We start from the raw sequence: 26,565 nt of genomic DNA, 5'->3' as shown, positions 1-26,565 counted from the left end.
TCCTACAGGTCGAGCGAAATCTCATCAGCCCTGGTCGCGTTGCGTTCCACGTCGGTCAACTCGGCGTCGGACAGGGTGAGGGCGTAGTGCTGTCGCGGGTCGAAATCGACGAACTGGTCGACTCGGTCGAGCACCTCTCCCACCAACTTCTTCAGGAACAGGCGAGGCGCCACACCTATCTTGCCGCCCAGTCCACCCGCGACGGCCTGCGCCAGGTCGCGAAGGTAGGCATCGTCGACCACTGTCCGTAGTCGGGCATGCTCCGTGGACCCGTCGGCGTACAGGTCCCGCACCCGGCCCCCGAGTTCGACGAGGGAGTCGACCGTGAACCCGGCCAGCCGCACCTGCACCGCACGTGGATTGTCGAACCGCGGGTCGGTGGTGAAGTCAACTGCGAGTCGCTGCGCCAGCGGGGCGAGCCGCTGCGCTCCCTGCGGCCCGTCGTAGAAGGCCGGCGTTCCGGTGATGATCAGATACAAGCCGGGGAATCGACCGGAATACACCTCGTCGATCAGCTGACGTAGTGCGTTGAGTGCCTTGTCCCGGGCGTCGGAGCGGACCCGTTGTAGCGTCTCCACCTCGTCGAGCACCAGCAGCAGACCCGGGTGACCGCTGTCGCGCAGCACCGCGAGCAGGCCCTGCAGGAAGCTGAGCGCCGCGAAATGGTCAAGGTCTCCGCGTACGCCGGCGACTCGGCGGGCGGCGGCCGCGACGTGCGGTTGGCCACCCAGCCAGGCGAGCACGGCGTCCGCCGTCGCCGGATCCCCACGCAGCGTGGCAGCCCGGTATCCGCGCAACGCGGCGGCGAACGCGGGCGCGCTACGACTCACCGTTGCCAGCCGCTGGTCCAGCAGAGCGTCGACCGCCCTGTCGAGGGCACCGGCGTCGTCTGCGGGAATCTCGCCCGTGGCGAGGACGTCCTCTTCGAGCGCGTAGAACCAGCCGTCGACGACCGGCCGCAGTGCACTCGGTGGAAACGTCGCCGTGGTCAGCCGTTCGGTGAGCCGCCGGTAGACGGTCTCCAGTTTGTGCAGCGGCGTCTCGTTCTCAGAGATCTGCACCTCGGCGGTGGCGAGATTGGCACGCTTCGCCTGCTCGGCGATCCAGCGGCTGAAGAAGGTCTTGCCGGAACCGTACTCGCCACGGATCGCCTTGAACACCGACCCGCCGGCGCCGACGGTGGCCAGGTCCTCCCCCACCGCGGTCGCGAAGCGGTCCAGCCCGACGGCGAAGAGGTCCAGACCGGCCGCCGGGACGGCACCCCGGCGTAGTGCGTCGATGACCTCACGGCGTCGCGCCGGGCTGACGCCGCTCATGCCGCCTCCGACGGCAGCCCGAACTGGGTACGCAACAGCGCAAGCTCCAGCCGGACGGTACGCCCGTCGTCGACCTGCGACAGCACCGGGTAATTGTCCACGTTGAAGATTCGCTGCAGGATGGTGACGAAGCCGCCCGCGCGGGCAGGCAGTTCCCCGGCCCGCTGCGCCAGCACCGCGGTCGACAGCACGCCCTTCGCCTCGACCAGCGCCCGCATGGCCGCCTCAATCTTGCCCAGCTCGATCTTGCGGGGCGTCAGTGCGTGCTGCGTCCGGAACAGTTCGGTGGCGAGCAGCATCGCCACCAGATCGTCACCGCTGCTCGCCGCCACGCCGGGAGCGGCCGCCGGCTGCGGTACGTCAAAGAGCGCCTCGCCTACGACGACGGGCGCCTTCCGCCGCGACCTCGCCGGGGGCGTCGGCGGCGCCAGGTCGGGTTGCGCCGCTGCGGGTGGCGTCGACTCCCACCAGTCGGGCTGCCGGTCCTCAACCGGTGCCCAGCCCGCCGGGACGTCGGTCACGTTGGGCACCAGGTAGGCCAGCAGCGGGATGGTGACCTCGGCCAGGGAGGCGCCACCGTGGTAGCCGGCCTTCATGGGACGGTAGCGACGCGACGGATCCCAGAGCGCAATGATGCGCTGTCCCTCGGCGACCACCCGAGGTCCGGTCAGCTCCACCTCACCGGGCCCGGCTGGTGCCGGACCGGTACGGTGCCGGGCCGAGGAGGCGTCGGCCGCCTTGACGTGCTCGCCGCCGCGCTCGAGCACGTGGCCGTGGTCGCTGGTGATGAGCACCGCCCGGCCGGAGGACCGGGCGAGGTCGAGCAGGCTGCGCAGGAACCCGAGGTCGTTGAGCTGCCAGCCGGCGTCGTCACCTTCACGACCGTGAGCCAGGGACTCGTCGACCGTGTTGATCACCACGGCGACCAGGCGCGTCGGGTCGGCCATCGCATCGGCCAGTTCGCCGGCGAAGACCTCGCCGGCTCCGCCCCGAGCCGGCCCCTTGTGGAAGATCCGTGCATCGGCACCCCAACGCCCCTGGTCGAACATCTGCTTTTCGGTGCTCTGTGTGCCGGCCCGCAGCGCTCCGGCGAACAGTGAGGTCCGGGACACCGACGTCAGGGTGGGCAGGGCTGCCACCATCGGGCGGCGACGGCCGACGTCCCCACCTGCCAGGGGGTCGTACTCGACCCAGTGCTGGGACAGTTCCTCGGCCAGTTCAACGGCGACCGCCGCGCTCATCCCGTCGAGCACGACGAGCAGCACCGGTCGTCTGGCCCGGATCAGCGGCTCGACGACGCGCGGAAGCAGGTTCTCGACGGTCAGCAGATCACCGTCGTTCGCGGGACCGGCGGGGGCCCAGGCAGCCAGCCGGTTGGCGAAGGCCGCGTCCAGCTCCCGCCGACGCTGCAGGGCCCGCTGAAAGACGGCCTGGAAGGCGCTCTGCAACTGCGGGTGGGCGTCCTCGCCCGCCCAGACATGGTTCAACGCCCGGTCGACCCAGCCCCAGTCGGCGATCTGTCGCTGCACCCCGTCGGCGACGCTGGCCGGCGATGCCACCTCGGTGCTGAGCCAGCGCACGAGTCGCTGTGCCATCTGGACGCGGCGCAGCCGCTCCGCCTCAGCACCTGCCTTGGCCAGCTGATGCGCGGCGAGGTCGTCCACGGCCGCGTCCAATTCGGGGGTCGCCAGACCGGCCAGGAGTGCTTGCGCCACCGCGCTGACCCGCCGGGTGAAGCCGCTGCGCAGGATGAGGCTGTGACCGACGCTGTCGGCGGCACCGAACTGGGTCACCAGCTGCTCGGCCCGGTCGAGCAGGGCATGTCCCTGCCGCCGCACCGCAGTGTCCCGGTCGGTCAGCATCATGCCCACCAGTTGGGTCGCCGCGACAGCGAGCCCTCGTACGGAGGCGTCGTCGTTCAGGCCGCCGAAGTAGTGGTCGATGCGCCCCTGCGCGCGTACCGCCTCCGGGGTGTCGAGACTCCAGAGCGCCTCGCAGACCAGGCCGAGCGGCAGCGCGTCGGCCCCGCGGCCGGCCTCGACGAGCGCGAAGAGGGCACGGGCCGGCCGACCAAAGCGCTCGACCAGCCAGCGTGCCAGTCCATCGCGTTCCTCCGCCCGGAGCAGGTTGAACGCCTCCACCGCGCCGGGCTCGGCGCTCCACCGCAGCAGGGTCGTCACGTCGAGGTCGTCGGGGTCGTCTCCGCGCCGGTCCAGGCCGAGGCGCACCGCGGCGAGGTGGCGCAGGGCGACCTCCCGGGTCAGGACGGTGGTGGCCAGCCGTGGCCACCCGGCCGGGGGCATCGCGTCCAGCAGCGCCGGACCGGCCCATCGTTCGCGCTCCAGTGCGGCGTCGGGCACCTGTGCGCCGAACGCTTCGACGACCAGCTCCCACGGTTCGACGGTGATGACCTGCTGGCGCAGGATCCGACTGCGTACCCCGTGTCCGAGACTCGCTTCGGGAATGTCGGTGAGCAGCACCAGCGCCTCGTCGCCCCGGTCTGCGACCAGGTGCTCCCAGATGGCCAGCGGCGAGACGCACGGCACGACCCGGGCTCGCTGCCCGCCGGGCAACGCCAGCATCGGATCGTACGGCCAGACCGGGTCCGCGGCGACGACGATGACCGGGTACGCCTCGCCGTTGCGGTGCCGGTCGAGCTGCTGGGCCACCTTCTGGGCGAGTGCGGCCGGTTGGATCCGCAGCGCCGTCGCCGGGGCGGGTGCCTGTGTCACGGCAGGACCTTCCAGCTCACCTCGATGGTGTCCGTGGGGTGTTCCGCGGCGAACCTGCGCAGCTCGGCCAGCACATCGTCGAGCGCCTCCAGCCGGGTCTGCCGACTGCGGACGCCGGAAGTCGTCCCTCCACCGGGAGTTCCCGCACCGCCAGTTGTGGAACCGCCCCCGGGGGTCGTCACACCGCCAGAGCCGGACCCCGCCCCGCCCTTGGGAGCCGGTCCGGCACCGCCGCCGCCGGTAACCACCCGCAGCAGCGCCAAGGCGTCGGCCTGCGCCCGTCGCAGCGCCGGGACGAGCTGGCTGGTCAGCTCGTCGGCCTGCGCGATCCGCCGAAGTTCGGCCAGGATCTCGCGTCCCCGGGCGGCGTGCGGTTCCGGCAGTCCGGCGACGATCTCGAAGGTGTCCCAGGGAGCGGCGGTCAGCGCCGCCGCCACATCGGCGGCGCTGCTGATGCTCTTGCCGGTCCGGTCAGCCGGCCCGTTCAGTTCGGCCTGCGCCAGCCGCTCGACCAGTTCCTTCCCCGTGCTGCCCGAGGTGCTCAACGCGTCGAGCAGATCAGCGGCAGCACGGGCGGTGGCAAGCCGGCCGGACGTGCCGTCCAACCCCAGTCGGCTCGCGTGCGTGTCGAGCTGGCCGGCTAGCTGGCGGGCGGCCTCACGATTGCGGGACGCCGCAGCAGCCAGGTCCCGGCCGAACATCGCAACCAGTCGGCCTCGGCGCAGGTTCAGTGACCGGAAGCCGAAGATCGCGGCCGCGCGGGCGCGGGCCGACTCCCAGTCGTCCTCGCTGGGCAGGCTCTCGTCGCGCAGGGTGTGATCGGTGGTGATCCGCCCCGGCTCCGGTGCCGGGGTCAACCGGCTGCCATGGAGGTAGAAGGCCCGGTCGGTCTGCTCCGCGAAGGTCGCCACGACCAGTTGGGCGACGACAGGGTCGAGACCACGCGCCCTGGGTTCGTCGATCCAGCGCAGCAGATCGGCAACCCGCAGTTCGCCGGTGACGCCCTCGCTGGCGGCCCGCTGCTGAAAGTGCTGGACCCACTCGCCGCCGACGACGAACGCTGCCTCGTGCATGGTGCCGAGCCGTAGCGGGTTGGCGATCCGGCGCATGGTCTGCCGGTGGGCCCGGTCCACCTCGACCCGCCCCTCGGGTGACTCGACCGCCCCCTGGACGTAGCCGAACACGGTCCTGACGTCCGGCAGCCGGACCGGGTCGCCCTTGCGGTCCGGGTCGAAGTCGGGGTGGGCCGGGTACTGGTGGGTGAGCATCTGATCGCCGATGCTGCGCAGTGCGTCGTTGAAAGTGGCCCCCATCGGCAGCTTCGGCTCCAGCGCCCTGGTCAGCGACTGGAGGTGGTCGTCGAAGCCCAGTTGCACGTCCGTCGACTGCTTGGCGGCCAGCCCGTACGCCTGACGCAGCACCCCCTGCATCTTGGCCAGTAGCGCGCTGCGCTGGTTGGTCAGCGCAGCGTGCGCCCGCCGCCGGTCGTCCGGGTTGAGATGTTCGGCGTGACTGTCGAAGCGCTGCCCTTCGAGCAGCTTGTCGATGATGACGAGCTTGCCCAGCTCGTTGCGCCGCTCCACGGTCAGCGCGGCGGGGATCCAGCAGATCGTACGAGCGTGCATCCGGCTGGTCAGCTCCTGCACCCGCTGCCGGTCGTCGGCCGGCCCGTGGCTGCCGTCGTCGAACGGGTAGTCGACGATCATGCGCCAGCCGGACGGGTCGCTGGGGTGGAACGCCTCGTCGCGGATGTCGTGGGGGTCGCGGACGTTGCCGTATACCAACTCGATGGCACGACGGCTGCCCCGCCAGGTCAACCCGGCCTCGGCGAAGAACGAGTCGCTCCACGGCACGCCGAGCTGCTGCCACAACAGGCGGTGGACGATGTGCTTGCGGGCACCGTCGTTGTCGTAGTGCTTGGCGGTGGCGAGCACGCTGTCGACGTCCACGCCGACCAGTTCCAGCGACACGACCGGGTCGTCGCCCTCCCCGATGCGGATCTCGGCGAACTGGCCGGCCCAGTCGGCGAGCTTGCGCGACACCTGGGCCACCTCGCCGCCAGGAATCGGGCTGGTGATGCTGCCGTGGTTGAGGGCGGACAGCCGCCGCGCGGTCAGGTTACGCAACGCCGGCACGCTGGGGGCCAGGGCTGCGAGGAGCAGAGTCTTGATCAGCCGGTCGTCGCCGGTGAAGGCCCGCAGCCGTCCGGCGGATTCGCCGACCGGCTGATCGCCACGCCGGGCCGCGTCGAGGTCGTCCTCGGTGAGGCCGTACTGACCGAGCAGATGCGGTCGCAGCTTCAGTTCGTACAGCTTCTGGGCCATCTCGAACTCGGCCTTGAGCTTCTCGGTGAAGGGTTGGTCCCCGCCACCGCTGATCACGTCATAGAGATCGCCCAGCGGTACGAGCTGGCCCAGGCGCAGGGTGTCGCGCCGGTCGACCAGGAGCTGGCGCATCAACTTGAGTGCGGTACGCGAGCGTTGCAGCGCGCTGGAGACGTGCACCAGGGTCGAGATGAACGCCGGACTGAACGGGTACGTCGACCGGAATGCGTCGATGTCGGCGCCGCTGCCCGAATCGGTGCCGAGCAGGGTGTCGAAGACCTCCCGGCGTACCTTCGTGGTGGCGTCGAAGGCCCGCGCGATCGCCTCGCCGGCCTCGGTGGTGAGCGGCTTGAGCAGGCGACGGCGGGCGATCTCCGGCAGGTTGCGATCCTCCAGCTTGATCACGTCGAAGCGACCGCTGGCCAGGTTGAGGGTGTCCTGGTAGCTCAGCTCGTTGGCGCCGACCACCTCCTCGCCGACGAGTTCACGCAGGTCGCGTTGCCGGGCGATGAAGCTGACGATCGGGATGGGCCGTCGGGTGTCGCCGCCTTCGACGAAGTTGGTGATCTTCTGGATCTCCCGGGAGACGAACTTCTGGTCACCGATGGAGTTGGCCAGCCAGAGGATCAGCTCGTCGAGGAAGAGGATCAGCCCGTGGTAGCCGAGTTCCTTGGCGTGCCGACTGATCTCGGTCAGACCCCGGTCGAGCGAGACGAAGGCCTCGGCGTCCTCCCGGGCGTTGCTGAAGAACCCCTTGTTCCAACTGGTCAGCAGGTCGTTGACCAGTTTGCGACGCAGTTCGTCGGAGTACACACCGGCGAACGCCGCGTCCAGCCGCTCCGGCGTCCAGAACGTCTCACTCTCGCCCCACTCATCCTCGGCATCACCACCGGGTAGCTCGGCAATGAACTGTGCGTCGCCAATCTTCTCCCGCAGCGAGGCGGCCTGCTCCAACAGCGCGTCCGTGCGGTGCACCGCCGGGATCGGGGCCTGCGGGTGCAGCGCCCGGACCCGGTCGACGTAGCCGCCGAGCACCCGCTGCTCCAGCGAGCGGGCGTCGAGCAGGTGGTACGGCACCAGCAGGAACTTGCGCCCGTCCAGCCAGACGCTGTGCTTGGCGACCAGCGGCGCCAACTCGTCCCGCCCCCGAGCCGCCGGCTCGCCGCGCAGCAACGCGTGCAGCACGGCCATGAAGTGCGACTTGCCGGAGCCGAAGGAACCGTGCAGGTAGGCGGCCTTCGACGCCTGACCCTCCACCGCGGAACGGATCAACCCGAGCGCCTCGTCGAAGTTCCCCAGCAGCCGATCCGTGATGACGTAGTCACGCAAGGTGGCGTCGGCGTCGGCGACACTGTCGGCGAGCTTGAGCACGAAGTCGCTGGTGCTCGTACGCTCCGGAATGTCGATGAACTCGCGGAGCAGCGGCGGGGCAGCGGGCGAAGACATGCCGAATACCGTACCGACAGGCGCCAGACAGGCCCGGATGGACGCAGCAATCGCCGCAGATCCGACCCTGCGGCTCATGTGACACGGCCAGACATGCCGCCCAGGCGGTATTCGGCAGGCACAGAACAGCCGATCATGGGCTGGACAGGCTGATACGCGGCAGGGTAGGACATCAGTCGGGCTTGCCTTCTGTTGCCTGCCCGGCTTGCCGGTGCGGGATAACCCCCTTTACCCATGGCCTGGGTGAGCCTCGGCATTCACAGAGCTCACGCAACGAAAAGGGTGGCTGATGCACGTCGACAGGATCGAACGATCCATCGGAAAGCTGATCGACGAGATCTCGAACGCTGAGATCCTGCTCCCTGAAATCCAGCGCGAGTATGTCTGGAAGCCGACACAAGTCGCCAAGTTGATGGACTCGATCTATCGGGGCTACCCGTTCGGCTCGCTGCTGTTCTGGGAGACCGACGATGCGCCCGAGACGCGCGACATGTCCGTCAGCGGGCCTGACCCGACGCCATCCAAGCCTCCACTGTTCCTCCTCGACGGCCAACAGCGACTGACGTCACTGCACCGGGTGTTCACCGACCACCCCGACGCACAGGTCGTCTTTCACGTCGAAAACCAGAAATTCCAGAACCAGAGTGCCGCGACCCGGCGCGACCCGAAGTGGATCAAGGTGGCAGACGTACTGGACCCGAAGGCCAGCATGTTGCGCCTCACGCAACGGCTGCTCGATGCGGGCTCAGCACTCGAAGACCATGAGATTGAGGACCGCCTCAGCCGGATCAAGCAGTTGCGCAACCGGCACTTCGTCATGGAGGTGCTCAAGGGTTCTCCATACGAGGAGGTCGCGGAGATCTTCGTCCGGGTCAACAGCGGTGGCCGTCGACTCGGCACCCTCGATCTGGCGATGGCGACTCTGTCGACCCGCTGGAAGGGCGTCCTCACCAGGCTTCAAGACGAGTCGCAACATTGGCTGGCGCACGGCTACGGACACATCGACGTCAACTTCCTGTCCCGGGCCCTGGCCGGCGTGGTGCTGGGTCGTGGCCTGTCAGTGTGGTCCCACAGCAAGCTGCGGCAGACCGGCGACGCCGAGCTCGAACGCGGCTGGGAGGTAGTCAAGCGTGGCCTGCGACGCTTGATCCCGCTTCTGGAGCACGAACTGAAGCTGAATCGGTCCGACCCGCTGCCTTCGATGATCGTCCTTATTCCACTGGTCGTGCTCCTCGGTGAGCGCGCCGAGGACACCGTTGACCGGGAGACCTCGAACGGAATCATCTACTGGCTCTTGCTCGCCACCATCCGGACCCGCTACAGCGGCTCCACCGACACCAGGCTGAGCCAGGACATTCGCGCTGCTCGTCAGGCCGACCCGATCCGGGCGCTCCTCGAGGGCCTCAGCGTAGAGAGCTCCCGTGCCGAGGTCACCGAACGAGCGCTACGAGGGCGGACCAAGGAAAGCCCCTACTTCTTTCTCAGCCTGCTCGTGGCCAGGGCGAGCGGCGCCCGCGACTGGTGGTACGGCACCGATATTCTTCCGGACACGGAGAACGCATCCAAGCTGGAGCACCACCACGTTCATCCGCCATCGACCCTCGACGGGCCCCGCTTCGACAAGGCCATGGTCAACGACCTGGCCAACCTGGTCTTCATCTCCGCACAGGCCAGCAAGAAGATCAACGGCCGAAGTCCGATCGAGTATTTCCCCAGCCTGTCCGAGGAAGAACTTAGAAATCACCTCGTGCCCTTGGACGAAACGCTGCGCACTCCGGACGGCTACCCCCGCTTCCTGGATGCTCGGCGTCAACTCCTCGCGGAAGCCATGAATGCACTATTGGACCGATTCCGTCCCGTGTACCTGGACGAGGTGCCTGTGGAAAACGCCGACCCCAGTGCCGGGCTTTCGCTGGACCTCGCGCTCTTCGGCAGTCTCCGCGACGGCGGTCGGATCGTCTTCACCGCCTCCGGAGACGGCATTTCCTGGGCGGGGTGTGCCAACATGGCCGAGTTGGACAGCGCCATCGAGTCCGCTCGGATCGCTGGCATCGACAGCGACGTGACCATTGCCGGTGAGTCCGTCCCCGTCGAGATGATCGAAGACTCTCTGCAGATCACCATCGGCCCGTTTCTGGTCACCGGGACGCCGGAGGAGTGGAGGACTGTGTTCGACCGGGAGTTGGACACATCGCAGCCGCTGTCGGCCCTCCCCCAGATCGAATCAAAACGGTGGGACGGTGAGCCCATCAAGTTCTCTGTCACCAGCACGGACTGACCTGCACATCGGAAGGTGGCCTAGTGGCGAAAGCATGGATCGTGCGAGCCGGTCGGGACGACAGCTACGACGAACTCGCCCTCGACAAGAACCTGATCGCGGTCGGCTGGTCGGCAGCTGGCGACCTCACCGACGCCGCCTCCGCTGGCGAGATCCGGGACCGGGTCCGGGCCGCCTACCCCGATATCGAGCAACGCGCGGTAGAGGGCTACACAATCCAACTGATCGCGTTCCGGTCTCGGATGTCCGCAGGCGACGTCGTGCTGTTCCTTCGGCGCACCAGCCCTGATGTGGCCATCGGTCGGGTCACCGGGCCCTACGAGTACCGGATGGACCTCCCGTCTGGCATCCGACACGCAAGGTCCGTGACCTGGACCCGGACGGACGTGCCACGGGCGTCGGTCGAGCGGGAGTTGGTGGCGCTGCCCTCGCTGACCACGGTCTACCGGATCAACCAGGCCGAGAGCGTCGCCCGTCTCGAACGCCTACTGCAGGCCGACCCGATGCCAGCGGTGGAGCATCCGGCAGAGCCCGCCCCGGAAGAACTCCTCCCTCAGGACGACGACTCCACACCGTTCGTCAACCTCCGCCGCAACCTCGACTACGCCCGTAGCCTCGCCACTGCCGGGCAGCACCTTGACCTGCTCAAGGTGGGAGCGTTTGAGGTGTCGGACGTGTACCGGGCGGCCTGGGTGCAGAGCGTCGCGGCGCTCGATCACTGGGTTCGGCAGGAGATCCGAGCCCGGATGCTCCGGTTGGTCGCGCAGCCCGACGTGCCCAAGCCCCGAGGGTTTAAATCCTTCACGATCTCACTTGGACTGGTCGAGCAGGTCCAGCTCGGCACCAAAACTCTGGTGGAAGCTCTCGACCTGCAACTCCGCGAACAAGGTCACCTGGTCTACCAGAATCCAGACAAGATCCGCGACGGCTTCGGTCTCGTCCACGACGTCAAGGGCTTCTGGGACCGGGTTGCACGGGTGCTCACCGAGCAAAGTGGGGATGGAGTCACTTTCACCGGCAAGGAGGTGCAGGAGCAGCTCCGACAGATTGTGCTGCGCCGACACAAGATCGCTCATGAGTACGACGAGGATCCAGACGACGCCACCCGCAAACGCCCGATCGATGGTGCTGTGGCGACGCAGACGATCGACTACATCGAGCAGCTCGCCGCCGCAGTCTTGCACGTCCTCAAAACGGAATCTCCGAGCGCTGCGACCGCCGACCCGATCGCGGCCGCTGGCTGACTGTCGGACGCAGCCCGTGCCGGATCAGCGGAGAGCAGTTATTGTTCTCCGCTGACCAGGGCAGCAATCCTTTTCTGCACGGTCGAGTCGAGTGGCCGCAGCGTCGCCGACCCAGGTTGGCCGGAGAAGTAACCCTGAACGTGATGGATCCCGACTTCGTAGACCTGTTGGAGCGTCAACGGCGCCTCGTCGTCGAAGCCCTCAAGGATGACCGCACGGGGGTTGGGTGCCTGACCTCGGGTTCTGGCGTACCCGGCCACCTGGACGACGAGTTCCAGTTCCTCGATCGCCATCGGATGTTGCAGCACCGCGCGATCTACTTTGATTTGCGTGAGATGCAGTTCGGCCATGCGGGCCAGGGAGGCATGCCCGACGCCGAAATCATCCATCGCAAAACTAATCCCCAAGTCACTGGTGAGCTTGGTGAGCCGCGAGTGGAAGTACACCAGCGGGTCGTGCGGCCACTGCTCGCCCGGGGCCGGCTCGATAGGATCCTGCTCGGATATCTCCAGGGTGAGCACCCGTGGATTCAGATTCGCCTCGTCTAGCGCCTTTGTCACCTGATGCAGATAGGAATCGCTGAGCAGCGAGCGAACGGCGACGTTGATCGACAGCGGCTTGGTGCCCTGCCACTCGGATTCCGTGTCGGCCTTTGCGTACGAGTGGATGGCCTTGCGTGCGAGCACCACGTCCCGTTCGATGATGAAGCGGTCCCCCCAGACGCGGGCCATGTTCAACGCCTTCACCGGCGCTCCCCGTTCTGGGTCGCCTCTGCGGGCCAGCGCCTCGTAGCTGTGCACACTGACGCCGGAGGGCCGCCGATCCAGTTCCACCACAGGCTGAAAAACCATGACTATCGAGTTGATCAGTTCTTCGTAGAGGCGGAACGCCCGCTCGTAGAGAGCCAGGGGCAACCGCCCGAAGGTGCTACGCAGCGCCGTCAGCGCGAGCATCTCCGCCAGCACCGGGTCACCGAGTGGGTCAGTTTCACAGATGGCGCGCAGCATGACGGCTAACGGTTCACCCATGTCGAGCTGACTCAGCGGCGGGTCGACCACGGCCAGCGCGAGGGTGGCGTCCCCTACGACTGATACGGGCACGCAGAACAGTCGGTGGCCGCCACTCGAAACCCCATATCCCGGGACACCTGTACGGTGTCGTATTGCCTCCATGGCGGCGAGCTCCAGCAGCGGGCGCAAATAATCCTCGTCGAATCGCTCCGTCCAGCTGACCTTGCCCTTGCCCTTGCCGTTGCCGTAGCCATTGCGGGTGAAGGTGACCATCGCAGCGGACTCAGCAGCAAGAGCTGCTGTGATGATCTCCAGACGCTTGCCACTTTCGATCTGCCATGGCTCCGGGGGAAACATCCGGGCCAGAAACTGAAGGATCGAGTTGAGCTGATCCTCCAGCGGGTTACGACAGAGCCAGGTGCTACCGGCGGTCGCCGGTTTGTTCAGCCCTCTGTCATGGCGCGACACCGGCGGCCGGGTAAGCGCGCCAGCCGATCCCCAGGCCCGAATGAACCGCACCGGCGGTGGCTCGATGTCCTGTTGAGCAACAAAGTCAGCCATCTTGGCAAAGGAAACCTGTCCCCGCTCATCCTGGGCCGCCCCGCGAAGCGCCCGCAGAATGTGGTGGGTCAGCATCCCGTGCTGGTGCTCGGTGCTCTCCCGGGCGGCCACCCCGCTCTGGCAGGAGAGTAGCGCACTGTGCCGGTCGACCCGCGTGTAGTAGGTGCGCATGACCTCGGTATGCCGCTGGTCGACATCGATGTGGTCGCCTGCCTGGCAGCAGTCCAACACGAGTAGGGAGGTGCCGGCGAACACCTCGAAGACGTCGTGCCGCAGAAACGACATCCGTAGGCCCTGGTCGGGCTCGCGGACCAGCACTTCCGGGTCGAAATCCGCAGTGACCAGGTACGCGTCAGATGGTGTGCTCCATTCTGGCACGAAGGAGTGGCCCGCGAAGTACACCAGCAACACGTCGGACGGGCTCGCCTGGATGGCGATCTCCCGCAGCGTCGTCTTGATTGCTGGCCACGTAGCCGCCACACCGGCGTAACAGTGCACATCGCCGTCTTCGAACGTGCCGATGTGCTCGTCCAGCAGGATTGCGTCCATTTCCCTGGCGTCGTTCTCCGCGAACTGCAGAGCTGGCAGACCAGCGCTGGGGCTGCTTTCGTTGACGCCAATCAGAACCGCCCACCGCTTGGCCGTTGCCATGCCCAGCACCTCCGGGGTCCATGCGCCACTAGACAACAGCACGCAATCGAAACGATGCCCTGAGTGACCTTACCCTGTCAGGAGATCTCACACGCTGACCACAGAGTCAGGAACCCGTCACCGAATCGACTCGGCTCGCCTATGCGCACGGTCGACGCATGACGCGCCACCTCAGACTGTCAGCGCCGACCCTTCGGATCGCATCGAGGGGATCTTGAAGCTGTGGCCGGCGGAGTAAACCACTCGGAACCCAAGGTGCTGAGCCAACGGCGCCCAGCGCGTCGAGGCAGCCAATTGTTCTACGCTGTCGACTCTCCGGCCGTTGACGAGCCGCTCCAGGATGATCATCTCGAACGCTGCCGATTCGATCCAGTCGACCTGCCTGGTGAACCCACACACCATCGACGCGCCCGTCCGCTTGAGGAAATCGCTCAGTTGCCTGTCAGATCCGCGCAGCACCGAGCACGCGCCTATGTAGATGCGCTTGCCCTTCCAGCGGCCCGCCACCCAGCCCGCGACCTCCCCAAGACTTGTCGATTGCGAGTCGGACAGCCACAGTTCGCTGGGGGCTCCGTGTAGCGCGAAGAAGCCCACCTCGTATGACGCGTACCTGTGCATGGACCACTGATCGAGGTAGTGCTTCAGCTGATCCCGGGTGACAGCGCTTTTATGGATGTACTTCAGGCTGTCCAATCGCTGCAGCATTTCCAGAGTCGGCAGCACTGACCAGCGATTTCTCAGGTCACGCTGCCACTCGCCCTCGACACAAAAGACACCCTTGAGCCTTGGCATCCCAGCCTCCTCGTGATGATAGAGCGGCAACGGTACGAGGCCTCGCCACTGCGGACCATCCAGAGAACAGTCCGAAGTGGCCGGCGCGAGTGCCGCATCGCAGTCGAACAAGGCAACGGCAGGCTGCCGCAACGAAGACCCAGGCGGTCAGTTCACAGAGCGCAGCTCAACTGAACGGCGCATCTTTATGCCCCTCTGGCGTTCGGGTCACCCAAGTCGCGTCGGGCCACGCCGCCACCGAGCGACGCAGATGCAAGCCACGCACGTCCCACTACTTCAGGGCGGTAGCTGCTCTCGAAGGAGTAAGGCCCAGCAGCTACCCAGCTACTCAACAACCGCATCCCCGCGATGACCGGCTGCTGTCGCAACAACCAGAACGCAGTCGCCAGGTCGGGGCAGCGCAAAAGAAGCTTCTCCTCGGCGAGGGTCTTCGTCCTGTCCTCCAAGATCTCGATGCCGCGTTCTTCCCACTCCTTCTCGCTGACCGCCCCTGCTTCGATGGCCAGACCAACAGGCCCGGCGTGTAGCCGTAACCACACGGCCTCACCGGACTCGTACAGGCCGATGATCTCCAGCACCCCGACCGTCAACCGCAGCACGGCAGGCGTGGTGTCCTCGAGAAGCGACAGGTGCCAGTGTCGTTCTGCCGTAGTGGCTGGCGCCGGCACTACCATCCGGGCGACCCAGCCGGCCAGCGCCCAGGCCATCTCTCCCGACCCCTTCAAGCCGTTCGCCCATTTGTCGTCACTCTCGACCGGCAGCGGGTGAAGTGGTGCCGGGATCGGTTCGGCGAAGATCCAGGAAGCCAGGTCCGTCGGTGAGACGGTCCCCCAGAGCCGAGAGCGTCGAGACTCCAGAGCCTCGGCCACTTCGGCCACGTCGTCTGCAGTCCACCAAGGGGCAGCGGAACTGGATTCCGTCGGATCGGACAACCTACACCTCCGATTGAATGTGGGTCAGCGGCGTGCGCGGCGGTGACGCCTGACATAGGTAAAGCCTTCTGGGAGATCCCGGGCTACCAGCTCGTGAGCGCGGACGGCATCTCGGTGGGCCTCTATCTGCTCGGCGGAAGCCTGCGCGCCGGGCGGCAGACGCCGGACGAATCCGCTCACCCAGTGACCGCGGCGATGCCGCCGCCACTCATCCGAGGTTTCCCGCTGTTTCGGCAAGGCTTGCACTTGCGGCACATAACGCAGCAGCGGCGTACGAACATGACCTGGTCTCGGTGGGAACCAAGGGCGACCGTCATAGTCGATGCTGCCTTGCACCCGATGAAGACGGCCAGAACGAAGAAGCTGCTCCACTGCCGCACCGATCCGGTCGGCCCGATGCCGGGGCAGGCCAACCTCCAGGCAGTTCCGCACCAACGCGTCCTCGGCGAGAATGGCTTCGCCCTCCGCACTGAGGTAACCGAGCTTGCGGAGCGTCCGTAGCACCCAACTCGCATCAGAGAGATCCGGTACCTCTCGGTCCTGCTCGCTACCGGGCGCTGTTTCCCTGGTGACGACCTGCGGATCGTAACGATGCTGATACTCGAGCCCGCCAACCCGCTCGGGGTTGGGTAGCCGTCCGGTACGGGCGTTGAGGTGCGATGCGTCGTACCGCCAAGTGAAGGTGAGGATCGTCCCTGGCAGGAGGTTTGCTGGCCACTGAATGCCGGCAATCTCCCACTGTCCACCACGGTGACGCAGAGTAACGGGTTGAACGACCGCTGGTCCCTGCCCGCGATGCTCGAGACGCAGTCGCAGACGTCGCTGGTCATAACTGAGCGGCAGTTGGCCGTCCGGCAACACACACCAACCACCCTCGATGTGCATCCGGTAAAGGGCGGTCCGCCAAGCGAGGTCGGTTTCGTTTGACCGCTCCACCAGCCACCAGGCGTGGTCGTCCTCTTCATCTGGTGCTGTCAGGCGACCGCCCATAGCTTGGCCGAACTCCTGTGAGACGCGGTCGGCCACCGCTTGCACCACAGCACTCGACTCTCGTCCCTGAGCAGCCATGGAGGCGAGGCTGGCGAGACGCGCGGCAGCTTGCGCCCCTCTGTGTATTTCGGCGCACGGATCATGAGATACCGTTAGTTGCCGTCCATGTTCGACGACTTGCGCCAGCAACAGACGTGTGTGGGCTGCGCACGAAAAATTCAGCGATTCCGGTACGTGTCCCAGACGCAGGATGTGGCGAACCTGTTCAACGGCCCGCCCGTCCCTGGAGGTGACCTGTACGTTCGAGGCGCCGGTGAGCAGATCGAGCGAGGCACGGCAGATGGCATGAACGTTGCTGTCGTGCACGCCCGTAGCCCTATCCGTACCGGTGCGCAGCTCGCCTTCCTCCGTCAACCAGGCGTAACCAACAACCCCGGAGGCCGCTTCGAAATCGGCAGCGGCTACCGCCACAAGATGCGCGACAGCCGCAGGCGTCTCGTCAAGGACGCCTGGGCAGACAAAGACCTCGTCTCTGCCATCGGCGGCGTCGTCAGTTGCACCCGGAGGGCGAGGCCAGTTCACGTCCGCTGCGACAATTGGCACGCAGTCTTCACAGGACTGCCCGGTCCGCGCCAGGTTACAGATCGCGCGGTGTTTCGTGCAGGCGCTAAGCACCTCCTCCGCCAGCGTTGGGTTCGCCTTCGCGAGGTCTGCTGCCGCCCGGTTGAGACACTCGCCTCGTAGCTGTCGATAGGACGGTCGGCGGCGGAGCCGGGCGATATGGTCCCGCAACTGCATGACACCGATCTCAGCTATCCGGCCCTGCGCGCAGACGTGGGCATAGGCGCGAACGCATTCCCAGTAGCGGTCGAGTTCATCATTCTTGAGACTGCTTCCCGGGGCCCCGACCAGTCTTGTATGGGCAGCTTGGCACAGGCCTCGCAACGTCGCCTCGGCAACCTGGGCCCGTGCCGCCCAACGCTCTACGAGAGCCTTGTGGGTGAACATCTCGCGGAGCTGTCCTGCTCGGGCATCTGTGATGACCAGATCAAGGAACGCCTTGCCGTCAAGCTCGCGCAGTCGCCGAACTTCGGTGGGCACCCTGGTTTGTTGGATGCCGTCCAGCTGGTTGGCTTCGAGCCAGCCCCACAGATCTTTCTTCGGTGAGTCGACGACATCGGCACGAAGGCCTCGGAGAGCGGTCACCCCGGCGAGCGCGGTGCCAAAATCCTCGCCAGCCACCTGACGCAACACTAGGGCATCGAGATGATCACGGCTTCGGCCAGTCGAGGTCACCTGCGCTGTCGGTTGCACGTGGACATTCCGATACCGCTTCAGAAGATCCCGACTCGAGCCGCTGAGCGAGGCTTTGATGGCCTGCAATGCGGCCTTGTCGCCCCGCTCAGCGCTCAGGTCGGCGATTTGTATCTCACCCTCGACCAGCACCTCGGCATAGCGAAGAGCGCCCGCCCTCACCGGCGATGACGCCAACTTGTCGAGCGCCATCCGCTGTGGTCGCGTCAGAGCTTTGCCTGCGGCCCGCCTGCGTAGTAGCCGGGCCATGGAATGGAGGTCCTGGCGGAGTTCGCCAGCAAGCTCCTCGGCCTGCCCCGCGTCGGTCCCGAGCCTCATGCCCTGCGCGTCCTTGCCCGCTGTTTCAGTGGTCAACGGCAAAGGGTTGGCTTCCTGCGGCTGTGTAGCAGGGACCGGCATGGCGGATGGCCGCCGAGAAACGAGCAGGCCGTAGCAGCCGTTGCAGGTCAGCTTCGACCAGTCGCCGTCGATGACCGCAACCAGCTTGGCCTTCTTGGCTCTCTTACAGCGCGCACAGGTGAAGTCCAGGATCAGTGCAAGCCGGTGCAGCTGCATGCCGCCCTGAGGTTCGTAGGTCTTGCTCACCTCGTAGGGCGGAAGCGCCTGACCTTCCGCGCCTTTTTGGTGAGGGATCAAACCTTCGCCTTTCTGCCACGGGTTGCCTTCGGGGGGCGCCACGATGTCAGGGCCTCGTCGGTGAGGTGGAGGCGGTTGGTGGTTTCGGCGAGGAAGCCGGCGTAGATGTCGGCCGGCGAGGCACCCCACTCCGGGTCGAATTCGCCGTGCCACTGGCGTACCCAGGGGAGGATCTCGCGTAGCCCCGCGACCAGCGGCAACAGTCGGTCGGCGGCCCAGCCGTCTTCCTGCTCGCGGGCGACGATCAGGGTGGCCAGGGCCTGGGCCTGCTCGCGGTGATCCCAGCCGGCCCAGCCGACCAGCAGCGACGGGTCACCGTCGCGGCTGGCACCCGGGTACGACACGAACCGTTCCTTGGGTACGTCGAGTTTGCCCCGGTGCTTCCAGTAGCTGGCCTTGGCGAAGTCCGCCGAGGTGTACTTCGGCGGCACCGGGATCTGCTTGCGGAACTCCCGCTTCGCCGCCTCGTCGGGCAGCGCGTCCTCTGCCCGTTGCAGGTCCCACACCTGCTCCCAGTCGGCGCGCTTGCTCAGGCCGGAGTCCTTGTAGCGCAGCGCGGCCAGGTGCGGCACATGCTCGTCGGCCACCAGGTCGGCGATCACCTTGCCGAGATCCTGACCGGGCGCGTAGATCCCGGCGACGGCGAGCACATCCTCATCGCGGCGCAGCTCGTCGGCGAGCTGGGCGGTGGTCAGCGGACGCGGCTGCTCCAGCCCGTCGACGTGGTGGTACCACAGCTCCCGCGCCTCACACCGGTCCAACAGCCAGTCCCGCAGCGCCTTGGCCTGCATCTTGTCCCAGCCCTCGGTGGCCCACCGCCGCTTGCACTCCGGCCGCTCGATCAGCCCGATGTTGCGGTTACCCTCAATGACCGCGATCCGCCGCTGCACGATCGCCTTGTACTCGTCCGACCAGTGCGCCGGCAGCTCAGTGATCGGCACATGCCCGTGGTGGCTGAACCACTTTGTCTTTGCATCACCGGCAGCCAACTCGCGTGCGAGCACAATTTCGAAGGCCCGCTCCCCCGGCCTCAACTCTGGCACCAACCCGGCCGGAGCGGTTAGCTGCTCGTCGAGCAGTCCATAGAGCGAGTAGACCTGCCAGTCCAACTCCTCCTGCAAGGCAACCATCCGCGCCCGCACCGAATGCCACTCATCTCGCGCGCGAGCCAGGCGTTCAAGGGTGGGCAAGCTAGAAGCCGCCACCGCCGTCGGGCGCAAGGCGGCAAGCCGCTGCGCCAAGCCGTCGATCTCCCTGCTCAGATCGAGTGGGTACGCCGCCGGCAGCGGAAACTCCTGCAGCTTGGTGCCGGTGAATTCCCAGTTCCATGACCAAGGCTGGTCTGGCATCCCGCTCGATGCTGTGGCATTGCCCTTGTTGTGGCTGACCTGCTTGAGCCAGAAGCAGGCGGTCGAGCTGTTGAGCACCCCGAGCAGCCGCAGATGATCGTCCTCCGACGCCCCCTCCCCCAACTTGATCACCGGAGCCGACTGCTTGAAGACCTTCCCACCCCGATCCAACACGAAGTGGTTATGCGTAGCTACAAACGCAAACGCAATCGACAACGGCGTCCGATATGCGGAGGAGGTGTGCTGCATGTACTCCCACCATCGGAGCCCAGCATCCGCCATGTTGCCCTGGAAGGTCCGACGCTCCTCAAGAAGATGCCGCCATTGCCACAGTTCGGTGGCGAGGCCGACCTTGCCGAGCGACGGCTCGTAGGGATACCAGATGGCGTCTTCCGGGCTGGCATCCCAGTCACGTAGCGCTTCGCCGACCATCAGCGGCCGTAGCGCCGAGCGGTCAGCCACAGTGCGTAGATTCCTGTTGAGCGGGCGCATGAAAGCTTCATCCGCTCCTGCCCGGATCGCTCGCCCGACAGGGACCTCAATCTCCCGGCTCAACACATCGCCAGTGGCACTCTGGATCGCTTCCGTCAAGGCAGAGGCTCCACCGCCTCCCATGCTCCACGGATGACCTTCTAGACGAGTCCGGTCAAGGTCATCAACGCTCACCCACTCGCTTTCCGACCCTGGCTGATCAACCTGGTCGACAATCGCTCGCCATACATGGCCCAGGTTCGGATCCGTCGGCGCACTAGGCTCACCACGGATGCCCAGAACGGCGCGCACGGAAGTGGCGCGGTTTCGGCTGCGTTGACGGCCCACCAGGATCACCGTTGGCGTTCCATGACCCGGGATATAGGCACCAGAAGTATCGAGCACGTGCGTCAGGTCGACTTCATGCGCGAAAAAGGTCTCGATCAGCTTCTTCCCGAACTCCCGCTTCGCGAAGGAGTTGGCCGTGATCTGTCCGACGTACCCCGCACCTCCGCCGGCGTCGTCAGCCGCCTTCGCGAGTTGAAAAAACCGCTGCGCGAACGGCACCGACAGTGCATAGGTGCCAGAACAGGTGCTGTAAATCTCGCGGTAGCGCTCGTTTAACGCCTTGTCCTTGACGGTGATGTAGGGCGGGTTGCCCACGACGACGTGGTACCGACCATCAGCAACGATTCCCGGATGATCTTGCAAGTCCTCAGTGCTGTACTCAAGCTCAGCCAACTCAAGGTCGTCAAAAAGCAACAGTTGACGTGCCTTTATGAGAGAGTCACCGACCGCGAGGTGCATGGGGAAGGTGTAGCCAGCCGAGTCGGCGAGGGTTTTGACGTCGCTGGCCTGGAGGGCGGCTACCAGGAGGCGGAAGCGGGCGATGGCTACGGCGAAGGGGTTGATGTCTACGCCGTGGACGGCGTCGAGGGCTAGGCGTACCCGCTCGTGGGGGTCGCGGTTGGGGGCGTGGCGTTCCCACTCCTTCAGCAGGCGGTGGAACGCGCCGAGGACGAAGTGGCCGGAGCCGCAGGTGGGGTCGATCATTTTGACCACGTCGTGGCCGAACTCTTCGATCGCCGGGGTGAGCGTCAGGTCGAGGATGAACTCCTCGACGAACTCCGGAGTCTGCAACAGCGCGTAGGTCTTGCGGGCCGCTTCGGAGAGGTCCTGGTAGAGGTCACCGAGGAAGCGGGTGTCCCACTCCGGGTCGGTGAAGTCGTGCACGAGGGCGCCGGTCTCACCACGTCGCCGCCAGAAGGCGATCAGGTTCTTCGCCTCGTCGTGGGAGATCGGGATCTGGTAGAGCGGGTTGTGCCGCTTGTCGAAGAGTGACTTGCCTGCCTGGGTGCTGGCGATGGCGTCGTAGCCCTGGTGAAGCCAGTCGCGCAGGGTCCGGTCGGGGTGGTCGCGGAAGAACTGCGCCTCGGCTTCCTCGGCCAGCACCAGGCGGTCCCCCGGCCCGGCGAGGTAGGGGTCGGGCAGCAGGCCGTTGTCCTCGCAGAAGCGGACGAAGACGGTGCCGAGCACCCAGGCGACGGCGACCTGCGTCACCCGCTCGTCGCGCCAGGCTGTCCAGGTGGCGGCGGTACGCCCGACCTTGAAGGCGTGGTCGTACTCGCCGCGCAGCTTGGCGCGCACCTCCTCGACCGTCTCAGCCTGCTCCCGCAGGTCCTTCTCAAGGTTCTTGACCTGCTTCTGCAGGTCCGACAAGAGCAGCTTCCGGTCAACCACGCGACGACTCTAGTCGCCCCGCCTATCGGACGACGGCACCCGTAAGGCCCATATCCGTCGCCAACCCGCTACCTACGGCTCCCGCATCCAGGTATTCGGATCGGTCACGAAGACACCCTTGCCCTGCTGCCGCCGGATGACCCGGAGTGCTTCGAGACGAACATAGGCCAACTGCACCGTGCCGTAGCTGACGTTGTAGTCGGAGCGGGTCTGCGCGATCGACGGCAGTCGGTCACCGGGCTTGAGCCGCCCCGACCTGACGTCGGCGATCACGTCATCCGCGATGCGGAGATACTCGGCTGATTCGGGCATGTCACTCCTCGCGTGGCAACCCGAATTCGATCACAACTCAAATGGCTGCACAATGTGCTTTGGCTTCCCTGTGTTCCCTAGTTATGTTGATGCCGAGCCGCTCCTCGCGTGGCAACGAGTACGGCTCATCCCCCTGGTCGGGGCGGGTGCGCGTGCCCGTCCCGACCCAGACAGGCTGCTCTGTCGTCGTACCGCCGAACTGGGCTGCGGCGGCCGAGCGGGCGGGCCGTGCGGACGCCGGCCACGCACGGCCCGCCCTTCCAGACCCACCGCACCGACCTTTCGCGCTCCCGCTCGCCCAGGAGAGGACCGACGTGGCCCAGGTGTATCGATCCGGCCAGCTCTACGGGACCGGGCTGCCGGCCCGGATGACCCCACACGAGGTACGTACCCGCAGCTTCGACCCGCGTCGCCGTGGGGTCGACCCCGATCAGGTACGCCAGTTCCAGGCCCGGGTCGCCGATGACCTGGCCGACCTGCACCGGCAGATCCGCAGCCTCGCTGAGGAGAACGAGCGGCTCAAGCGGGCACTGCGCGACTGGCAGACCATGCACGCCCGCGAATGCCGACCAGCAAACGACGGTCACTGGTGACTGTGCGTCCCTCCCCCGGCGACCTGCTCCGGATCGACGGGCGCGCTTCGGTGCAGTTCGCCGGGGACCGGGCGCTGACCCTGCGCGTCGTCTCGGTCAGCGACCGCCATGCGTACGACGGCTGGATCTGGCTGACCGGCTACGTGCTCAGCCGGCGCGGCAACGCCACCACCAAACGCGAAATCTACGTCCAACTCGCCGGCCTCTGCCGCACCTCGGAACCGGCGGCGCCCCGCCAGGTCAGCCGACACGGTGGATCTGGTAGGCCGCACGGAGAGTCGGCACGACCGTCCCGTGCAGGTAGGGCGCTGACGTGAGCCGCCCCCAGTGATGAATGAGGCGCATCGCCGATGGGTGGGTGAACGCGGCAACGAGCGTGTCCACTCCAGCGATTCGTGCCCGTTCGAGGTGGGATCCGAGCCGATGCCGATTTCTCATCACTTCGGTGAGGGACGAGCAGACCTCGGCTCCCTGCACGATGCACAACGTCGGCTCCAGGATCCGCACGGTCGCTGACAGGTGTGGCAGGCAGTTGCGACTCATGGTCGAGTTTCCCAGCGACTTGGTGCTGCCGGCCACGGTGGCCGAGCAGAGCCGCAGGTTGGCCATGGCGAATGCGTCGAACAGGTGCACGGACCGGGGCGGGGTGGGTAGCCGCAACAGTTCGCCATCACGATCCGGACCGGGATTGCGGCCGACCGCAAGCCGCAGCGCGCTGGCAACACCTCGCATGTGCGGGTTCCGGGACGGGAAGGCGAGGGCGGCAGAAGCCATCACCTCGGCGCGTCGCTCGTCCAGGTTCACGCTCTCCCGGGGGCGTCCCGTCTCCATCGCGATAACCAGAATCCGCAGCGGGCGGTCGCCGATTCGCAGGTCATAGTGATGACCGACGTGGGAAAGCTGACCTGCGGCGAAGGCGGCGTTCGGCCGTGGCGCGCCTGCCGGATGGCGAAGGGCGCTACGCCGACACTGGTCGAGACTCCGACATACACAGGCACCTGATGGCGCGAGGACGTTCGCCGTCAGGTAGCGGCGGAGCTTCTCAATCCGGTGAGCGGTCGTAGCCGGATCACTGACGAGGCGCGACGCCTTGTCCGTGACCATCGGGCTCAGCCCGTCACAACAGGCGCGGAAACCGACAGTGCGTCGAGGTCTTTGACGGGCACCGCCAGCCACCGGAACCGCCCGTTGCCCCCGGGCAGGTCCACGTAGTCCCGCCAACTGAGCAGATAGTCACCGGTCAGGTCGCGTTGGTTCCGCACGTAGTGACTGCCGTCGCGTCCCCAGCGAAGAGTGCCGGTAAGCCGCCTGCCGTCGTAGATCCGGAACTCCTGGTCCCTGGTCATCCGCTGATGAGGCGACGGGTCCCACAGCCTGCGGTCGTTGGTGAGGAGGAGCGCGAGGCCGTTGGTGGGCGTGGTGTCGGGGCTACCGAAACGCTCCAGCCTCGCGATGTCGAAGACGAAGTTGCGCCGAGCCAGGTCGGTGGCGGCGTGGCCACGCAGGTGGAACTCTTCGTCGGTGACGGGGTCGACACCGACCCAGTGGGCCGTGAAGTACTTGAACTCGATCGCGGTGCTGCCATCCGGGCTACGGCAGAGAAGGTCCAGGTATTCGGCCTTGTCCTGTCGTACCTCCAATCGGACCGCGATGGCTGCGTCGAGCCGGTGAACCGCCCAGGCGAAGGCGTGCTGGAAGTCCGCCTCCGAATGGAACACGCTCCGCGCGGCCCGCAGCTCGCCCATTACCTCGTCCAACGACACCCGTCCGGCGATTCGCACCCGCGCTCCTTCCCGTTCAGTACCGGTCCCACAAACAGGAATCGGAGGGACATCGTGACCGGCCGGGGCTACCGAGGAGAACAACCGATCAGGCAGGAGTGTCCGCCGACCGCATCGGCAAATCCGAATTGAGTGCCGAGCGCAGGAGGGCGGTTTCCGTCGCACTCGGCGGCCCGGCCGCACCGGCGTGCAACTCGACCACGAGCCGTTGGCCGGACGGCAGCGAATACAGGCGCACCGCCCGGCTGGGCACGGCCGACCCGTAGCCCTTGCCACCGGAGCCCAGCCTGCCCAACTCGGGAAGCCCGAGCGCTTGGGCGAGGTGATCCCATGGTCGGCCGAAGGCGAACACGTCCTGCACCGGCAACTCCGCGATCGGCTGCCACACGAACTCCTCGATGCCCGCCTGTGGTGGCTTCAACGGGGCGGTGACGGCCTTCGAGTGCCACGGATAGCACTCGAAGATCAGAAGGTCGCGGTGGTCGGCGTCCGGGTCCTGGAGCCATCGCCGGGTGAACTCCAGGCGGGCGAGGTAGTAGCGGTTGCGACCCATCTCGTGGGGCAGCGTCCACGGCTCCCGGTTGTAGGGGCAGGTGGTCGCCCATCTGCTGTAAGAGCCGCTCCGCTTGAGCTCCTCGGCGAAGATGCCATCCCGCGCCTGGAAGCGGGGACGGAACTCGCCAGGATTCAGGCCGAGCACCACCATCCGCGGCGTGTGCTCCAGACCAAGAAGATCGCCATGGTACGGCTCGGGAAAGCCGTCTCGGGTCACCTCACCGGGGCCGACGCCCACATAGGGGTCGAACCACTCCTCAAGCTGCAGTGGCAGGTGATCGTCACCGCCGAGCCATGCCTCGATATGAGCGTCCCAGAAGGCCGCGACGCGCTCCCGCGCGGAATCCACCATGGCGAGACGGTAGCCGTGACGCGCGGGTAGAGCCAGGTGTGGCGTACGTCGTCGGGCCCGTGGGGGCGCCTACCTGGGTCGACGGGTGGCGAGGATGGCGAGGGTTTCCCGGCGTACGGTCTCCGGCTCGCGCACGAGCCGACGATGGGCGAAGCGGACGACCAGGATGCCGAGGGCTGCCAGTCGGGCGTCGCGACGGAGGTCGACTTCACGCTGCCGGGGGTCGCCGTGGGTGGTGGCCCCGTCGAGTTCGATGTTGACCCGTTCCGGCTCGGCGTACAAATCCAGGTAGACGTTGCGCAGGCCGAGTCGGATCTGCACCTGCCGCTGGAACGTCGGCATTCCGGGACCGGTGAAGACGCGCTCGTGTCCCCATATCTCCAGCGGGCTGCGGCAGCCGTCGGCAAGGCGGGTCAGCAGCGTACGCAGCGCTACCCGGCCGGCCACCCTTGCCGTGCCGTCGAGCACAGCTTGCAGGCGGCCGGAGGTGGTCAGCCGATCGTTGACCGCCCTGATCATCGGCGTCCGCTGCTCGTCCAGCGCAAGCATCGGCCAGGAGTCGACAAGGGCTCGCTCGATGGTGGTCACCGGCATCCCCTGTCGTACCACCATCGATGGTGGAGCGAGGGTGAAATGTCGACGCCGAAGGACCCGCACTCCGGGCCAGTCTCGCAGGCCGCTGTCAGCCGGTGCGCTCACGTACAGCAGGTCCCCGGACAGCTGTTGGCGCAGTCCCCACACATCGAGGGCGGTGAGGTGACTCAGCGCGCCGCGCCCGCGTACCCAGGCAGCTACCGCACGGCGGCCGAGGGCCGGGCCGATCCGGCTGAGCGGCGGAACGCTCTCGTCATTCAACAGATGTGCCGCCGCGAACACCTCGGGCAGCACCCGTACGAGTTCGCCGTTGGTGCACGCCCGCTGCAGGATCCAGTCCGGCACGACCTGCTCGACGATCGACCGGGTCACCAGCCCGTTCCCTCGCCTCACCAGCTCCGCCAACACCGTATCCACGCCGCCGACCGTGCCACCCTGCCCCACCCACCCGCAGCCACAGATCCCGCCCCCTGTGGACAACAAAACCACTGTGCACAACCCCCAAAGCCCGTCCACATCTGGTACGCCTCCCTGAACGTGGCAGTGGGGCTGTTCAGGTGTCGGCGTGTCGCGCAGCCACACTGCCACGATC

At 66.7% G+C, this 26,565-nt stretch carries 16 protein-coding genes; 3 read left to right on the top strand and 13 right to left on the bottom strand.

The window, feature by feature from the left end:
- Nucleotides 1-2: 2 nt before the first annotated feature.
- The 3 genes from brxD to pglY are packed head-to-tail and all read right to left on the bottom strand — an operon-like array spanning nt 3 to nt 7,818.
- Entirely contained in the window at nt 3-1,316 is a 1,314-nt protein-coding gene (gene brxD, locus C1A38_RS00605) for a BREX system ATP-binding protein BrxD (protein WP_102655844.1), read from the bottom strand.
- Complete coding sequence (gene pglZ, locus C1A38_RS00600; RefSeq protein ID WP_158244822.1) at nt 1,313-4,048, bottom strand: BREX-2 system phosphatase PglZ; 2,736 nt, start codon at nt 4,046-4,048, stop codon at nt 1,313-1,315. Before pglZ ends, brxD begins: the two co-directional genes overlap by 4 nt.
- Nucleotides 4,045-7,818, bottom strand: a complete 3,774-nt coding sequence (pglY, locus tag C1A38_RS00595; RefSeq protein ID WP_102655842.1) for a BREX-2 system ATPase PglY — start codon at nt 7,816-7,818, stop codon at nt 4,045-4,047. The genes pglZ and pglY overlap by 4 nt, the downstream gene beginning before the upstream one ends.
- Nucleotides 7,819-8,107: 289 nt before the next feature.
- On the opposite strand from pglY, the gene C1A38_RS00590 reads away from it, so the two are divergent.
- On the top strand, nt 8,108-10,096 hold the full coding sequence (locus tag C1A38_RS00590; protein WP_102655841.1) for a GmrSD restriction endonuclease domain-containing protein: 1,989 nt from the start codon (nt 8,108-8,110) through the stop codon (nt 10,094-10,096).
- A gap of 23 nt (nt 10,097-10,119) precedes the next feature.
- Nucleotides 10,120-11,340, top strand: coding sequence for a restriction endonuclease (locus tag C1A38_RS00585; RefSeq protein WP_146017400.1), 1,221 nt, complete (start codon nt 10,120-10,122; stop codon nt 11,338-11,340).
- 38 nt (nt 11,341-11,378) lie between these two features.
- Here the strand turns inward: C1A38_RS00585 and C1A38_RS00580 are convergent, their stop codons facing one another.
- From C1A38_RS00580 to C1A38_RS00550, 6 genes are all read right to left on the bottom strand, one after another.
- Entirely contained in the window at nt 11,379-13,562 is a 2,184-nt protein-coding gene (locus C1A38_RS00580; RefSeq protein ID WP_102655896.1) for an EAL domain-containing protein, read from the bottom strand.
- A 171-nt stretch (nt 13,563-13,733) separates the two neighbouring features.
- Nucleotides 13,734-14,354: a DUF6642 family protein gene (locus tag C1A38_RS00575; protein ID WP_102655839.1), complete on the bottom strand. Its 621-nt coding sequence runs from the start codon at nt 14,352-14,354 to the stop codon at nt 13,734-13,736.
- 185 nt (nt 14,355-14,539) lie between these two features.
- The gene (locus C1A38_RS00570; RefSeq protein WP_146017399.1) at nt 14,540-15,232 is read right to left on the bottom strand and encodes a hypothetical protein; all 693 of its coding nucleotides are present in this window, start codon (nt 15,230-15,232) and stop codon (nt 14,540-14,542) included.
- Nucleotides 15,233-15,310: 78 nt separating this feature from the next.
- Entirely contained in the window at nt 15,311-18,268 is a 2,958-nt protein-coding gene (locus C1A38_RS30570; protein WP_146017398.1) for a hypothetical protein, read from the bottom strand.
- Nucleotides 18,223-21,786, bottom strand: coding sequence for a BREX-2 system adenine-specific DNA-methyltransferase PglX (gene pglX, locus C1A38_RS00555; protein WP_102655835.1), 3,564 nt, complete (start codon nt 21,784-21,786; stop codon nt 18,223-18,225). The genes C1A38_RS30570 and pglX overlap by 46 nt, the downstream gene beginning before the upstream one ends.
- Nucleotides 21,787-21,858: 72 nt before the next feature.
- A complete protein-coding gene (locus C1A38_RS00550) occupies nt 21,859-22,098 on the bottom strand; it encodes a winged helix-turn-helix domain-containing protein (protein WP_102655834.1) in 240 nt (79 codons plus the stop codon).
- A gap of 314 nt (nt 22,099-22,412) precedes the next feature.
- On the opposite strand from C1A38_RS00550, the gene C1A38_RS00545 reads away from it, so the two are divergent.
- On the top strand, nt 22,413-22,691 hold the full coding sequence (locus tag C1A38_RS00545; RefSeq protein ID WP_233196543.1) for a DivIVA domain-containing protein: 279 nt from the start codon (nt 22,413-22,415) through the stop codon (nt 22,689-22,691).
- Nucleotides 22,692-22,931: 240 nt separating this feature from the next.
- Here C1A38_RS00545 and C1A38_RS00535 read toward each other — a convergent pair whose 3' ends face one another.
- The 4 genes from C1A38_RS00535 to C1A38_RS00520 all read right to left on the bottom strand — a co-directional run bounded on the left by C1A38_RS00535 (nt 22,932) and on the right by C1A38_RS00520 (nt 26,390).
- On the bottom strand, nt 22,932-23,795 hold the full coding sequence (locus tag C1A38_RS00535; protein WP_146017397.1) for a hypothetical protein: 864 nt from the start codon (nt 23,793-23,795) through the stop codon (nt 22,932-22,934).
- A gap of 5 nt (nt 23,796-23,800) precedes the next feature.
- Nucleotides 23,801-24,472: a hypothetical protein gene (locus C1A38_RS00530; protein ID WP_199180029.1), complete on the bottom strand. Its 672-nt coding sequence runs from the start codon at nt 24,470-24,472 to the stop codon at nt 23,801-23,803.
- An 88-nt stretch (nt 24,473-24,560) separates the two neighbouring features.
- On the bottom strand, nt 24,561-25,379 hold the full coding sequence (gene brig1, locus C1A38_RS00525) for an anti-phage DNA glycosylase Brig1 (protein WP_102655832.1): 819 nt from the start codon (nt 25,377-25,379) through the stop codon (nt 24,561-24,563).
- 69 nt (nt 25,380-25,448) lie between these two features.
- Complete coding sequence (locus C1A38_RS00520) at nt 25,449-26,390, bottom strand: DUF559 domain-containing protein (RefSeq protein WP_102655893.1); 942 nt, start codon at nt 26,388-26,390, stop codon at nt 25,449-25,451.
- Nucleotides 26,391-26,565 lie beyond the last annotated feature (175 nt).

Origin of the sequence: Verrucosispora sp. ts21, assembly GCF_002879555.1 — a bacterium.
Classification (GTDB): domain Bacteria; phylum Actinomycetota; class Actinomycetes; order Mycobacteriales; family Micromonosporaceae; genus Micromonospora; species Micromonospora gifhornensis.
This window is presented reverse-complemented; position numbering and strand designations above follow the sequence as displayed.